Here is a 13,964-nt window from a genome sequence, read left to right as displayed (position 1 = left end):
CGCCTGCCGACAAGCGATACTCCGTAGGCAATGCGTTTTGCTGGGCAAATCCTGGACAGGTTCCCTGCTGTGGGGTCGGTTTATCCGAGTGAAGCCTGCTCACGGCGTGGGCACGCCCGATTCGTCATATGTGTGAGGTTCGCTTCTGGAGGAGCATTCGATGGCGAAGGCAGTCGGCATTGATCTGGGGACGACCAATTCGGTGATCGCCGCCTGGGAGGGTGGCGAGCCGAGGGTCATCCCGAACGCGGAGGGTGCGCGGACGACACCGTCGGTGGTGGCGTTCACCGAGAGCGGTGAACGCCTGGTCGGGCAGCTGGCGCGACGGCAGGCGATCCTGAACCCGAAGGGCACGATCTACTCGGCCAAGCGGTTCATCGGCCGCCGCTATGACGAGGTGACCGAGGAGGCCAAAGCGGTCGCCTTCGACGTCGTCCCAGGCCCGGAGGGCGCCGCCCGGTTCAAGATCCGGAACAAGCTCTACGCGCCGGAGGAGATCAGCGCGCTGGTGCTGCGCAAGCTGGCCGACGACGCCGGGCGGAACCTGGGCGAGAAGGTCACCGAAGCGGTCATCACGGTGCCGGCCTACTTCAACGACGCGCAGCGCACCGCGACGAAGGACGCCGGCCGGATCGCCGGGCTCTCCGTGCTGCGGATCATCAACGAGCCGACCGCGGCCGCGTTGGCGTACGGGCTAGACAAGAAGGGCCACGAGACCGTCCTGGTCTTCGATCTCGGCGGCGGCACGTTCGACGTGAGCATCCTCGACGTCGGCGACGGGGTGGTCGAGGTCCGGGCCACGGCCGGGGACAGCCACCTGGGCGGGGACGACTTCGACCGCCGGCTGGTCGACTACCTCGCCGACGGGTTCCACCGGGAACAGGGCGTCGACCTGCGCCGGGACCCCCAGGCGCTGCAACGGCTGTTCGAGGCCGCGGAGAAGGCCAAGGTCGAACTGAGCTCGGTCACCCAGACCCAGGTGAACCTGCCGTTCATCACCGCCGACGCCACCGGGCCGCGGCACCTGACCACCACGGTCATGCGCTCCACCTTCGAACAGATCACCGCCGACCTGGTCGAACGGACCATGGGACCGGTCCGCCAGGCGATGGAGGACGCCAAGGTCAGCGCCGACGACCTCGACGAGGTGATCCTCGTCGGCGGAGCCACCCGGATGCCCGCGGTGCAGGCACTGGTCCGGCGGCTGACCGGCGGCAAGGAACCGAACATGAGCGTCAACCCCGACGAGGTCGTCGCACTGGGCGCGGCGATCCAGGCCGGGGTGCTCAAGGGCGAGGTCTCCGACGTGCTCCTGCTCGACGTCACCCCGCTCTCCCTCGGGGTGGAGACCCGCGGCGGCCTGATGACAAAAATAGTCGAACGCAACACCACGATCCCGGTACGACGCTCCGAGGTGTTCTCCACCGCGGAGGACAACCAGCCGGCAGTGGACATCGTGGTACTGCAGGGCGCACGCGAACGCGCCGCCGACAACCGGATACTCGGCCGCTTCCGCCTGGAAAACATCCGCCCGGCGCCCCGCGGCGAACCGCAGATCGAGATCACCTTCGACATCGACGCCAACGGCATCCTCAACGTCACCGCCCGCGACAAGGACACCGGAGCCCAGCAGTCGATCACGATCAGTGAAACCTCCAACCTCCCCAAGGAAGAGGTCGAACGGATGATCATCGAGGCGGAACGTAACCGCACCGTCGACCAGGCGCTACGCGCCTGGTCGACGCCCGCAACGAGCTGGACTCGGTCGCCTACCGCGTCGAACGGCTGCTGGCCGAACTCGGTGACGCCGCCCCGCCACACGAGAAGGCCCGCGCCGACCTACTGGTCACCGACGCCCGCCAGGCCATCAACGAGGAGGCGCCGGTGGACCGGGCCCGCGCCCTGACCTCGGATCTCCAACAGATCTACCACGGCCTGGCCGCCGCCCGCACCGGCCAGGCCGGCCCCACCGAGGGAACCGGCGGCAGCCCGGCCGACACCGCACCGGGCAGCCCGGGCGGCCCGGGCGGCCCACAGCCACCACCCGGCGGCAGCACCCCCGGCGGCGGCACCCCCGGCGACGACGACGTGATAGACGCCGAGTTCGACCGGGGCTGAACCCATGCCGACCGAGACCGACCGATGATGGCGAACGACATGCCGCACGAACAGCACCCAGACCGGACCGGCCACGCCGCCGGCCCCCGTACCGACCGGACCGTGGACCGGAGTAGCGCAGAGGCCACCGCCCGCGCCGGCCCCGTCGGCGCGGACGACCTCCCGACCGAGGCGGTCCTGGACAGTGTGGCGCTCGCCGCTCAGGTGGACGAGCTGACCGACCGGTGGCGGCGGGCCGCCGCCGACCTGGACAACCTGCGTAAACGGACCGTCCGGGAGCTGGAGCGGGATCGGGCCGCCGAACGGGCCCACGCGGCCGCCGCCTGGCTGCCGGTCCTCGACCACCTCGACCTCGCGCTCACCCACGCCGACGCCGACCCCGCCTCGCTCGTGGCGGGTGTCCGGACGGTCCGGGACCAGGCCGTGGACGTGCTGGCCCGGCTCGGCTACCCGCGCCACGACGAGGTCGGGGTGCCGTTCGACCCGACCCGGCACGAGGCGCTGACCGCCGTCGAGAAACCGAACGTCCCAGCCGGCACGGTGGTGGCCGTGATCCGTCCCGGCTACGGCGATACCGGACGGCAGCTGCGCCCCGCCGGGGTCGCCGTCAGCCGCCCTCCCGGCGAGCCATCCAGCGAACCCAGCGAACCGCCCGGCGGCGCCCGGCAACCAGGCGAGACCGGCCCGGACCCGGGCGGCGCCGGCGGGCCTGCGGAGTGACCGGCCGTGGCCCGAGACTACTACCAGCTTCTCGGTGTCGGCCGGGGCGCGAGCGCCGAGGAGATCCAGCAGGCCTACCGCCGCCTCGCCCGCCGTTACCACCCCGACGTCAACCGCAGCCCGGAGGCGGAGGAGCGGTTCAAGGAGATCGGTGAGGCGTACCACGTGCTGTCCGACCCGAAGACGCGGGCGCGCTACAACCGGTTCGGCGCGGACTTCCGGCGCCTCCCCGAGGACTACGACGAACGGGTGGCCGCCGGGCCGGCCGGGGCTGGAGCCGCACCGGCCGGGTCCGGGCCGAACCGGGCTTTGGCGGCACCGACTTCGCAGACTTCGCCGACATGGGTTTCGGACGTGCCGGCCCCGGTGGCGCGGGCCTCGGCGGGAGCACCGTCGGTGACCTGTTCGGTGGCCTGTTCGGGGCCCGCGGCGTGACCGGGCCGATCCCCGGCGCCGATCAGGAAGCCGAGCTCGAGCTGACCGTCGAGGAGACCTACCGGGGCGGGCGGCGTCAGATCACCCTCGCCGGCCCCGGCGGCAGCCCACGCAGCTACCAGGTCACCATCCCGCGGGGGGTGGTCGACGGCCAGCGCATCCGGCTGACCGACCAAGGCAGCCGCGGCAGCAGGCACGGCCAGCCCGGCGACCTCTACCTACACGTGAAGATCGCGCCGCATCCACGTTACCGGCTGTCCGGACGAGACATCCACGTCCCGTTGCCGGTCACCCCCTGGGAGGCCGCCCTGGGCGCCCGGGTCCCGGTCACCACCCCCGGCGGTGAGATCAAGGTGCGCGTCCCGGCAGGATCGTCCAGCGGCCGGCGACTGCGCCTACGCGGCGCCGGCCTACCCAACCCCACCGGCCCACCCGGCGACCTGCACGCCGAGGTGTGCGTGGCGGTGCCGCCGGCCCTGACCGCCCGGGAACGCGCGCTGTTCGAGCAGCTGGCCGCCGTCTCGGCCTTCGACCCGAGAACGTGAACCCGCCCGACACCGCGCGCAGACGCGCCCAGAGGTACAGACACGTGCCCAGAGGTAGAGATGCGTTCAGAGGTTATGTCCCGTCATCGCGGGAAGGTACCGCCACGTGGACGCCAAGCCGAACACCATTTGCCCGACCTGCCACGGTCGGTGCCGCACGGTGTCCCATGTGGCGGGATTCCGGGCCGGCCGGGTTCGGACCGTGCTGGTGATCGACCCCTGCCGCTGCTGCCACGACCGCGGTTACCTGGTTGGTTTCACCGCCCCGGTGTGACCGGCGGCCAGGCCAGCGGCGGCCTGGGCGGCGAGTGCCTCGTCGAGGAGACGATCAGCCGCGGTGTGGGGGTCGAGTCCGCCGGCGACGACCTCGCCGGCGAACTGGTCGATCGCGGCTCCGGACCGCAGGTCCCCGATCCGCTCCCGCAGCCGGGCGAAGGCGATCCGCGAGATCTCGTCGGCCGCGCGCCGACGCCGCCGGCGCTGCAACTGCCCCGTGCGCAGCAGCCAGTCCCGATGGGCCTCGATCGATTTGACGAGCTCGGCCACCCCCTGCCCGGTGGCGGCGACCGTCCGCACGACCTGCGGACGCCGGTCGTCCTCCCCGCGGCCGGCACCGCCCATCCGGAGCATGGCGGTGAGCTCGTTGACCGTCCGGTCCGTACCCGGCCGGTCGGCCTTGTTGACCACCAGCACGTCGGCGATCTCCAGAACGCCCGCCTTGGCAGCCTGGACGCCGTCCCCCATCCCCGGGGCGACCAGGACGAGCGTGGTGTCCGCCAGGGCGGCAATGTCCACCTCGGCCTGTCCCACTCCGACGGTCTCGATCAGGACGACGTCGAACCCGACGGCGTCGAGAACCCGCAGGGCCTGGGGCGTGGCGGTCGACAGGCCGCCGAGACTTCCGCGCGTCGCCAGCGAGCGGATGAAGACGCCCGGATCGGTGGCGTGCTCGACCATCCGGATCCGGTCGCCGAGCAGCGCGCCGCCGGTGAACGGGGACGAGGGATCGACGGCCAGCACGCCGACCCGCCGGCCCGCGGCCCGGTAGGCGCCCACCAGCGCGGAGGTGGAGGTGGACTTGCCGACCCCCGGCGCCCCGGTGAGGCCGATCACCTGCGCGCCCCCGGTGCGGGGCATCAGCAGCTGCTCGATCCGCTGCAGGTGCGGCGAGCCGTCCTCGACCATGGAGATGAGCCTCGCCACCGCGCGGCGGTTCCCCGCGACGGCGGCGGTGACAAGTTCGGTCACCGACTCGATTGACGAGCCCACCCGGGTACCATCCCCAACCGTCACGGCCACCTCACTGATCGAGCTTGCTGTCAAGCTCACTGATCGAGCTTGTTGGCGGCCCGTACGACGTCGAGGATGCCCCGGATGATGGCGGTGAGCTCGTAGTCCTTGGGCGTGAACACCGCGGCCACCCCGAGTCGGGAGAGCTCGTCCGCGTCCGCCGCGGGGATGATGCCGCCCACGATGACGGGGATCTCACCCGCCCCGGCCGCCCGCAGCCCCGTCAGCACCTGGGGCACCAGGTCGAGATGGGAACCGGAGAGCACCGACAACCCGACGACGTGCACGTCCTCCTCGACAGCCCCGGCCACGATCTGCGCCGGCGTCAGCCGGATCCCCTGGTAGACGACCTCGAAACCGGCGTCACGGGCCCGCAGCGCGATCTGCTCGGCGCCGTTGGAATGCCCGTCGAGGCCGGGCTTACCGACCAGCATCTTCACCGGACGGCCCAGCTCGGACCCCGTGCGCGCCACCCGGGCCCGCAGCTCGTCGAGGGCGGCCCCGCCACCACCGGCGACGGTGGCCTCGCCGACCCCCGTCGGTGCCCGGTACTCCCCGAACACCTCCCGCAGCGTGTCCCCCCATTCCCCCGTCGTGACCCCGGCCCGGGCGCAGGCCAGCGTGGCGGGAACCAGGTTCGCGTCCGTCCCGGCCGCCGCCCGCAGGCCGAGCAGCGCCTCCGTCACCGCCCGGTCGTCGCGGCCGGCCCGCCAGGCCGCCAGCTCCGCGCGGGTCGCCTCCTCCAGCGCCGGATCGACCGTCTGGATCGCGGCGGAAAGATCGGCGAGCAGCGGATTCGGCTCGGTCTCGGTGAACCGGTTCACCCCGACGACAACGTCCTCACCGCTCTCGATGCGAGCCCGCCGCGCCGCCTGGGACGTCACCAGCTGCGACTTCATATAGCCGCTCTCGACCGCGGCGACGGCGCCCCCCATCTCCTGAACCCGGTCGATCTCCGCCCTGGCCGCGGCCACGAGCTGATCGACCCGCTTCTCCACCACGACCGAACCGGCGAACAGATCGTCATACTCCAGCAGATCGGTCTCATGAGCGAGGATCTGCTGAATGCGCAGCGACCACTGCTGATCCCACGGCCGGGGCAGGCCCAGCGCCTCGTTCCAGGCTGGCAGCTGCAACGCCCGACACCGCGCGTCCTTCGACAGCGTCACCCCCAGCGCCTCCAGCACAATCCGGATGATGTTGTTCTCCGGCTGGGCCTCGGTCAGCCCCAGCGAGTTGACCTGCACCCCGTACCGGAACCGGCGCTGCGCCAGCTCCCGAACCCCGTACCGGGAGGTCAGCAGCTCATCCCACAACACCGTGAACGCCCGCATCTTGCACATCTCCTCCACGAAACGCTCTCCGGCGTTGACGAAGAAGGAGATCCGACCACACACCTCACCCATCCACTCCGCATCCGCCGGCTCCAGCTCCCCGCGGTCCGCGCCCGCCCGGCCCGCGCCCGCCCGGCCTACCGGGATCCCCCGCGCGGCGGCCACGGCATCGAGCACCGCGATCGCCGTGCACATCGAATAGGCCAGTTCCTGAACCGGCGTGGCCCCGGCCTCCTGCAGGTGATAACTGCAGATGTTGATCGGGTTCCAGCGGGGCAGCTCGGCCACCGTGTAGGCGATCAGGTCGGTGATCAGGCGCAGCGACGGGCCCGGCGGGAAGACATAGGTCCCCCGCGACAGATACTCCTTGATGATGTCGTTCTGGGTCGTCCCGGCCAGCTCCGCCGGATCGGCCCCCTGCTCCTCCGCGACCACCTGGTACAACGCCAGCAGCCACATCGCGGTGGCGTTGATCGTCATCGACGTGTTCATCCGCGCCAGCGGAATCCCGTCGAACAACCGCCGCATGTCACCGAGATGCGCGATCGGCACCCCTACCCTGCCCACCTCGCCACGGGCAAGGGCGTGATCCGGGTCGTAGCCCGTCTGCGTGGGCAGATCGAACGCCACCGACAGCCCGGTCTGCCCCTTGGCCAGATTGCGCCGATACAGCGCGTTACTCTCGGCCGGGCTCGAATGCCCGGCATAGGTGCGGATGATCCACGGACGGTCCCGCTTTGTCTCCGCTCGGCCCGCGCCCGCCATCTCAGCCTTCCGTCCGGGGTTCCGGCCGGCCAGGCTGCTCGCCGCCGCGCGCCTCGCCGTAGGCCCGCTTGGGCACCATGACCTTGCGGCGGTAGATGCAGACGAGGACGCCGTCCTGGTTGTAACCGCGGGTTTCGACGGTGACGATCCCGCGGTCGTCCTTGCTCTTCGACTCGACCTTGTCGAGGACGGTGGACTCGCCGTAGATCGTGTCACCGTGGAACACCGGCTTCACGTGCCGTAGCGACTCGACCTCCAGGTTGGCGATCGCCTTCCCGGACACGTCGGCCACCGACATTCCCAGCAGCAGGGAGTAAACGTAGTTCCCGACGACGACGTTCCGTTTGAACTGGGTGGTCTCCTCGGCGAAATGGGAGTCCAGGTGCAGCGGATGATGGTTCATCGTGAGCAGGCAGAAGAGATGGTCGTCGTACTCGGTGACCGTCTTGCCCGGCCAGTGCTTGTAAACCGCACCGACCTCGAACTCCTCGAAGTAACGCCCGAACTGCATCTGGAACTCCCTCGCCTGCTCGCGGCACACTCAACTCGTCAGGGACGCACCGGCCCCTCAGCCCGGAAGCTGGTACTCCTTCAGCAATGCCCGGCTGATGATGCGCTTCTGTACCTCGGAGGTCCCCTCTCCGATGAGCATGAAGGGGGCCTCCCGGTACAGGCGCTCGATCTCGTACTCCTTGGAGTAGCCGTAGCCGCCGTGGATCCGGAAAGCCTCGGTCGTCACCTCGTGGCAGTACTCGCTGGCAAGGTACTTGGCCATCCCGGCCTCGACGTCGTTGCGCTGCCCGTCGTCCTTCCTGCGGGCGGCGCTGACCATCATCAGATGCCCGGCCTCCACCTTGGTCGCCATCTCGGCGAGCTTGAACGCGATGGCCTGATGCTCCGCGATAGGCCGACCGAACGTCCGCCGCTGCTGAGCGTAGGCAATGCCCAGCTCAAACGCCCGGATCATAATCCCGCAGGCCCGCGCGGCGACGTTGACCCGGCCGACCTCCACGCCGTCCATCATCTGGTAGAAACCCTGGCCCCGGCCGTCCTCGCCGCCGAGGATCGCCGACGCGGGCACCCGATGGTCGGCCAGCACCATCTCGGTGGTCTCGACCCCCTTGTACCCGAGTTTCTCCAGTTTTCCCGGGATGGTGATCCCGCCGTGTGTCCGGAACCCGGGTTCCTTCTCCAGGAGAAACGTCGTCATGTTCCGGTAGACCGACTGGGCGCCCTCGTCGGTCTTGACCAGGGTGGCGACGACACCGGCGCGGGCGCCGTTCGTCAGCCACATCTTCTGGCCGTTGAGCACGTAGTCGTCGCCGTCCCGGTCGGCCCGGGTGGTGATCGCGGAAACGTCGGAGCCGCAGCCCGGTTCGCTCATCGAGAACGCCCCGCGGAGCTCGCCGGTGGCCATGACCGGGAGCAGCCGCCGTTTCTGCTCCTCCGAGCCGTGCTGGAGGATCAGGTAGGCGACGATGAAGTGGGTGTTGATGACCCCGGAGACACTCATCCAGCCGCGGGCGATCTCCTCCACGACGAGCGCGTAGGTCAGCAGGGACTCGCCGAGCCCGCCGTACTCCTCCGGGATGGTGATGCCGAACAGGCCCATCTCCTTCATCGCCTCGATGATGTCCTCGGGATACTCATCCCGATGCTCGAGGTCGTTCGCATGGGGAAGAATCTCCTTGTCGACGAAGGTCCGTACCGCCGCAAGGATGTCCCGCTGCACATCGGTCAGACCGTCGGTCTGCGCGATCCTGCCCATGTTCCGCTCCTGTCCCTGCCCCCGATGCCTGAGGGGAGAGCAGAAACGCACTCAGGCAGCGGGATGGTTTCATCATGGCCACGCGCCACGCGCCACGCGCCGGTCGGCTGAATCCGCCCCGACTCGGGCGGATTCAGCCGACCGGTGGTTCGAACTTCACCGTACGCTGCATCCCCGCGGTGCGGCCCTTGCCCGCGACGACCTCGGCCATCTTCCGGCTCGCCTGGTCGATCATCTCGTCGCCGAGCATCACCGCACCGGTCAGACCGCCCGCGGCCGAGGTGTGCCAGGCATAGGCCTCCAGGATCAGCTCGGCGTGGTCGTAGTCGGCCTGCCGGGGCGCGTAGATCTCGTTGGCCGCCTCAATCTGGCCCGGGTGCAGCACCCACTTGCCGTCGAACCCGAGCGCCGCGGACCTGCCCGCCACCGCCCGGAACCCGTCCACATCACGGATCTGCAGAAACGGCCCGTCGATCGCCTGCACCCCGCGGGCGCGCGCGGCCTCGAGAATCTTGAACAGCACATAGTGAAATGGGTCACCCGGATAGTCCGGACTGAGCGTCCCCACCACCAGCGACGGCATGTTCACCGACGCCATGAAATCCGCCGGGCCGAAGATGATCGTCTCGATCCGTGGGCTCGCGAACGCGATCTCCTTGACGTTCGACAGCCCCAGCGCATTCTCGATCTGCGCCTCGATCCCGATCCAGCCCACCTCGAGCCCCATGACCTTCTCGATCTGGGTGAGCAGCAGGTCCAGCCACGCCACCTGCTCCGCCGACTGCACCTTAGGCAGCATCACGCAGTCCAGGTTCGCCCCCGCGCCCTCCACCACCTCGATCACGTCGCGGTAGGTCCAGCGCGTGGTCAGGTCGTTGACCCGCACCACCCGGGTCTTCCCCGCCCAGGCGCCCTCGTTCAGCGCCGCGACCACGTTCGCCCGCGCTGACTCCTTCGCGCCGGGAGCCACCGAGTCCTCCAGGTCACAGAACACCTGATCGGCCGGCAACCCCTGGGCCTTGCCCAGCATCTTCGGCGACGAGCCGGGAACGGCCAGACACGACCGGCGCGAACGCAGCGACACGATTACCCCACATCTCTCACAAGCCGGATCTCGATGAACGGACGAACACCCAGCGGACAGGGACATCGACGCGGAACCGAGGCTTCGTCATCCGTCAGCGCGGCCCCCGCACCCCCTACCAAGGGTCTCCACAGGTCGCGACCGCCCGATCGCAGGAATCGCCCGGTAGCCCGATATTAGCCCATCCGATAATCTTGGATTGTGCATCTAGGTTTTATCACAGTCCCCCACGCCGGGCATCCGATTCGCACTCACCATGCGCGCCGCATTCGTCACCTTATGTAAGGTGCAGGTAAGGTACCGGATCCGTTGGCGCGGTGCCTCGGGCGCCGTCCGCCTTCGTCCCATGGCCGGGTTCGCTTCCGGTCGGATCAGTTGACCTGGCGCTCGTGGCCCTCCCAGTACGGGGCGCGCAGCTTGAACTTCTGCAGCTTGCCGGTGGCGGTGCGGGCAAGCTGGTCGCGGAACTCCACCGAGGTGGGTGCCTTGTAGCCGGCGAGCCGCTCCTTGCAGTTCTTGATCAGCTCCGCCTCGGTCGCCGTCCGGCCCTCGGCGAGCACGACCAGCGCCTTGATCGTCTCACCCCACTTTTCGTCGGGCACGCCGATCACCGCGACCTCGGCCACCGCCGGGTGGCTGAACAGGCAGTCCTCGACCTCGATCGACGAGACGTTCTCACCGCCGGTAATGATCACGTCCTTCTTGCGGTCACTGATCGTCAGATGGCCCTCGTCGTCGATCACGCCGCCGTCACCGGTGTGGAACCAGCCGCCCGCCAGGGCCCTGGCCGACTCCTCCGGCCGCTCCCAGTAGCCCGCCAGGACCACGTTGGAGCGGGCCAGCACCTCACCGGAGTCCGAGAGCTTGAGCGTGACGCCCAGAGCGGGCGCACCCGCACGGACGAGCTTGCCCGCGCGATCCTCGGGCGGCAGGTCGTCCCACTCCACGCGGGAACGGTTGATCGTGAGCAGCGGCGAGGTCTCGGTGAGGCCGTAGATCTGGATGAACTCCCAACCGAGCTCCTCCTCGACCCGTTGGATCGTCTTGATGGGCGGCGGAGCACCCGCGCAGATGACCCGCACGCGGTCGCGGCCGGGGACCTCGCCGTCCCAGTCCCGGACGGCGTCGAGCACGGCGTTGACCACAGCCGGCGCGGCGCACATCACGGTGACGCCGTGCTGCTCCACGCGGCGCAGGATCTCCGGGCCGTCGATCTTGCGCAGCACCACCTGCTGGACGCCGAGACCGGTCATGCCGAACGGCATGCCCCAGCCATTGGCGTGGAACATCGGCAGCGTGTGCAGGTAGACGTCGCGGTCGGTGACACCGGCGTGCAGCGCGAAGGTGACCGCGTTGACCCAGATGTTGCGGTGGGTGATCTGCACGCCCTTGGGCCGCGCGGTCGTGCCGCTGGTGTAGTTGATCGTGGCGGTGGCGTTCTCGTCCGGCTCCCACGGCGTGGGCTCGGTGTCGAAGCGGTAGAATTCGGCGTCGCTCTCGGCGCCCAGCACGAACTTCTGCCTCGCGGTCACGCCGGAGAGCCTCTCCTCCAGCTCGGGGTCGATGAGCAGTACATCGGAGCCGGAGTGCTCGACGATGTAGCTGACCTCCTCCGGCGAGAGACGGAAGTTCACCGGGACGAGCACCCGGCCGTACCCGCTGACACCGAAGAACGACGCGAGTAGGCGGGCGCTGTTGTGCGACACGATCGCGACGCGCTCACCGTGGCCCACGCCTAAGGCGTCCAGGCCCGCCGCCTGCGCACGGGCGGTCTCACCCAGGCGGGCGTAGGTCAAGTCCGGCCACGGCTGGGCGGGCTGGTCCGGTTCGTCCACGACACCGACACGCCTGCCGTACACCGCGACCGCTCGATCAAGGAAATCACGTGCACCGAAAGGCACCAACATCGCTGGCCTCCAGGGGGCTGTGGGCGGTGCTGCCGAACCTCACCGGTCGAATCGAGTGTGATCCCAAAGTGTAGGCACGGTAAACGGCGAGGGCTTGTACGCCGGCGACAGGCGCTTGCACCCACCCGCCACACGACGTCGGCGCGGGCCCGGTCAGACCGCCGCCGTCGGTGCTGTCGAGCTGCTCGCAGTGTGGCTACGCCGGGTGGTTCGTGAGGAACAGGTTCGTTAGGAACATGTCAAGTACCGGGTTTGATGGAGACTGGGTTGTCACGCGCCGGCGGGCTGTCAGCGGGCTCTCCAGGATTCTGGTCGATCAGCACGCTGCGGAGATGTCGGGGCAGGCCCGGGGCTATCTGGACCAGGAGTCGATGGTGGACCAGGCAATCGCCGCGCGGCTACGCGCGCTGCTCGCCCCGGATCGCGAGGTCATGGTCGCGCACGTGCAACTGCTGCAGGCCAAGGGCATCAACCTGCCAGGTCCGCCGGAACTGGTCGCCTCAGCCATAATCGGCACGATGTGGCAGTTCGCCCACGAACACGTCGCTACCAGTGACGACATCTTGCCCGACGACGAGGCGATCGACCTGCTCACCGCCTTCATCCTGCGTGGTATTGCCGGCGCTGCCCCGCAGGCGAGATGTGCTGCTGACGGGACCGGGTGAGCGTGCCGCTCGTGGGTGTAGGGCGACGAGGACGGCGATCAGGGGCACGGTGAGGAGGAAGGCGGCGCGCAGGCCGACGGCGGTGGCGATGGTGGCCAGGGCGGCGGGGGCGGTAAGGATGGCGACGCCACAGGCGAGGGCGCCCAGGGACGCGGCGTGTGGTGGTGCCAGGTCGGGGGTGGCGACGAGGGCGGCGATGGTGACGGGGTACAGGGTCGCGACGCCCAGGCCAGCGACGGTGAGCGCGCCGGTGACAACGGCGGTGTGATCGGTCGTGGCGATGGCCAGGGCGCTGGCGGCGGTGACGGCGCCACCGAACGTGACAAGGGGTAGCCGGGTAAGCAGTAGGGGTCCGAGGAGGCGGCCGATGGCCATCCCGGCGGGGAAGGAGATCCAGAGCACCACCGCCGTGGCGGTGGACACTCCGGTGTCGTGCAGGCGGGTGATCCCCTAGATCGTGAAGCAGAACTCGACGGCCACGGCGAGCGCTACACCGCTCCAGCGCCGCGCGACCCGCCCGGCCACCAGCGGGCGTGCGGTGCCGCTCCCGGCAGGCCGCGGCTCGGTGGTGGCGGGCCTGGTGGTGGCGGGCCTGGTGGTGGCCAGGGCGATCAGGGGCACGACGGGGGCCAGAAGGGCGAGCCGGCCGTTGGCGCCGGTGGCGTCGAGGGTGCCCATGGCGGCCGGAGCGGCAACAGCGGCGGTGCTGGCGGCGGCGGTGACGCGGCTGAGGCGGGCCGCGGCGTCGGGACCGGCCAACAGCGCCGGGGTGACCAGGACGAGGGCGGCGCCGAGCAGCAGCGCGCCGACGATGGCGGCGGGCAGGCCGGGCGCGGTGGCGAGCAGGGCACTGCCGGCGGCGGCGGTCAGGGCACTGCCGCGCAGCGCGGGGTGTGCTCCGCGGCGGAGCAGGATCGGTCCGACCGCGGCGACGACGATCAGGCCGGCGCCGAAGGTGGCAGACAGACCGGCCAGCCGGTTGGCGGGCAGGTGCAGGTCGCGGGCGAGCAGGGCGAGACAGGCGCCCAGGCTCGTGACGGTGAAGCCGAGGGCGGCCTGCGCGGCGGCGGCCTGCAGGCCGGCGCCGCGCAGGCCCGGCGTAGCCGTGCCGCCGGCCGATGGTCGGCGGGTCATGGCGGCGCCGGAGTCCACCGGAGTGCCGTCCATGCCCAGCGGCACCGCACCCACCGTCGACAGGTCCACGGCCGCCCTCTCCACGACCACCCTCCCCCAATATGCCCGCTACATGAGGATAAGGTGCTTATGAATTCGTAAGGAAGTAATTAATGCAAGCCAATATGCGTCTTCGCAGGTCACGGGCTCGCGAGGACCC

11 protein-coding genes and 1 pseudogene are annotated in these 13,964 nt (G+C 70.0%); 4 read left to right on the top strand and 8 right to left on the bottom strand.

Translation table 11 applies throughout. From position 1 onward, the window contains the following. The first annotated feature begins 160 nt into the window (after nucleotides 1-160). The 4 genes and pseudogenes from dnaK (at nucleotide 161) to AC08OJ_RS13575 (ending at nucleotide 3,818) form a co-directional block, all read left to right on the top strand. A pseudogene (gene dnaK, locus AC08OJ_RS13590) lies at nucleotides 161-2,118 on the top strand (molecular chaperone DnaK). Between the two features lie 39 nt (nucleotides 2,119-2,157). Further along, on the top strand, nucleotides 2,158-2,838 hold the full coding sequence (locus AC08OJ_RS13585; RefSeq protein ID WP_476595908.1) for a nucleotide exchange factor GrpE: 681 nt from the start codon (nucleotides 2,158-2,160) through the stop codon (nucleotides 2,836-2,838). A 6-nt stretch (nucleotides 2,839-2,844) separates the two neighbouring features. After that, nucleotides 2,845-3,273, top strand: coding sequence for a DnaJ domain-containing protein (locus tag AC08OJ_RS13580; protein ID WP_476595907.1), 429 nt, complete (start codon nucleotides 2,845-2,847; stop codon nucleotides 3,271-3,273). Then, nucleotides 3,180-3,818 carry a DnaJ C-terminal domain-containing protein gene (locus tag AC08OJ_RS13575; protein WP_476595906.1) on the top strand — a complete coding sequence of 213 codons (639 nt, stop codon included), beginning with the start codon at nucleotides 3,180-3,182 and terminating at the stop codon, nucleotides 3,816-3,818. The genes AC08OJ_RS13580 and AC08OJ_RS13575 overlap by 94 nt, the downstream gene beginning before the upstream one ends. A gap of 243 nt (nucleotides 3,819-4,061) precedes the next feature. On the opposite strand, the gene meaB is transcribed toward AC08OJ_RS13575, so the two are convergent. The 8 genes from meaB to AC08OJ_RS13535 all read right to left on the bottom strand — a co-directional run bounded on the left by meaB (nucleotide 4,062) and on the right by AC08OJ_RS13535 (nucleotide 13,849). Further along, nucleotides 4,062-5,087 carry a methylmalonyl Co-A mutase-associated GTPase MeaB gene (meaB, locus tag AC08OJ_RS13570; RefSeq protein WP_476595905.1) on the bottom strand — a complete coding sequence of 342 codons (1,026 nt, stop codon included), beginning with the start codon at nucleotides 5,085-5,087 and terminating at the stop codon, nucleotides 4,062-4,064. 56 nt (nucleotides 5,088-5,143) lie between these two features. After that, entirely contained in the window at nucleotides 5,144-7,207 is a 2,064-nt protein-coding gene (locus tag AC08OJ_RS13565) for a protein meaA (RefSeq protein WP_476595904.1), read from the bottom strand. Between the two features lies 1 nt (nucleotide 7,208). Continuing rightward, a complete protein-coding gene (locus AC08OJ_RS13560; RefSeq protein ID WP_011436585.1) occupies nucleotides 7,209-7,718 on the bottom strand; it encodes a MaoC family dehydratase in 510 nt (169 codons plus the stop codon). Between the two features lie 57 nt (nucleotides 7,719-7,775). Further along, nucleotides 7,776-8,975, bottom strand: a complete 1,200-nt coding sequence (locus tag AC08OJ_RS13555; protein ID WP_476594094.1) for an acyl-CoA dehydrogenase family protein — start codon at nucleotides 8,973-8,975, stop codon at nucleotides 7,776-7,778. A 133-nt stretch (nucleotides 8,976-9,108) separates the two neighbouring features. After that, nucleotides 9,109-10,059: an HpcH/HpaI aldolase/citrate lyase family protein gene (locus tag AC08OJ_RS13550; RefSeq protein WP_476594095.1), complete on the bottom strand. Its 951-nt coding sequence runs from the start codon at nucleotides 10,057-10,059 to the stop codon at nucleotides 9,109-9,111. Nucleotides 10,060-10,430: 371 nt separating this feature from the next. Further along, nucleotides 10,431-11,918 (bottom strand): AMP-binding protein, encoded by a 1,488-nt coding sequence (locus tag AC08OJ_RS13545; RefSeq protein WP_476595903.1) that lies wholly within the window; start codon nucleotides 11,916-11,918, stop codon nucleotides 10,431-10,433. Nucleotides 11,919-12,466: 548 nt separating this feature from the next. Next, on the bottom strand, nucleotides 12,467-13,054 hold the full coding sequence (locus AC08OJ_RS13540; RefSeq protein ID WP_476595902.1) for a hypothetical protein: 588 nt from the start codon (nucleotides 13,052-13,054) through the stop codon (nucleotides 12,467-12,469). 27 nt (nucleotides 13,055-13,081) lie between these two features. After that, nucleotides 13,082-13,849, bottom strand: a complete 768-nt coding sequence (locus AC08OJ_RS13535; protein WP_476594099.1) for a hypothetical protein — start codon at nucleotides 13,847-13,849, stop codon at nucleotides 13,082-13,084. Nucleotides 13,850-13,964 lie beyond the last annotated feature (115 nt).

The sequence above is a fragment of the Frankia sp. CgKIO3 genome (assembly GCF_977946435.1).
The sequence above is the reverse complement of the archived record's forward strand: the minus strand, read 5'-3'. Positions and strand labels throughout refer to the sequence as shown.

Coding starts and splice junctions, on each gene's coding strand:
- AC08OJ_RS13585 (WP_476595908.1), top strand. CDS start 2,158: ATGCCGCACGAACAGCACCCAGACCGGACCGGCCACGCCGCCGGCCCC.
- AC08OJ_RS13575 (WP_476595906.1), top strand. CDS start 3,180: ATGGGTTTCGGACGTGCCGGCCCCGGTGGCGCGGGCCTCGGCGGGAGC.
- AC08OJ_RS13565 (WP_476595904.1), bottom strand. CDS start 7,207: ATGGCGGGCGCGGGCCGAGCGGAGACAAAGCGGGACCGTCCGTGGATC.
- AC08OJ_RS13560 (WP_011436585.1), bottom strand. CDS start 7,718: ATGCAGTTCGGGCGTTACTTCGAGGAGTTCGAGGTCGGTGCGGTTTAC.
- AC08OJ_RS13555 (WP_476594094.1), bottom strand. CDS start 8,975: ATGGGCAGGATCGCGCAGACCGACGGTCTGACCGATGTGCAGCGGGAC.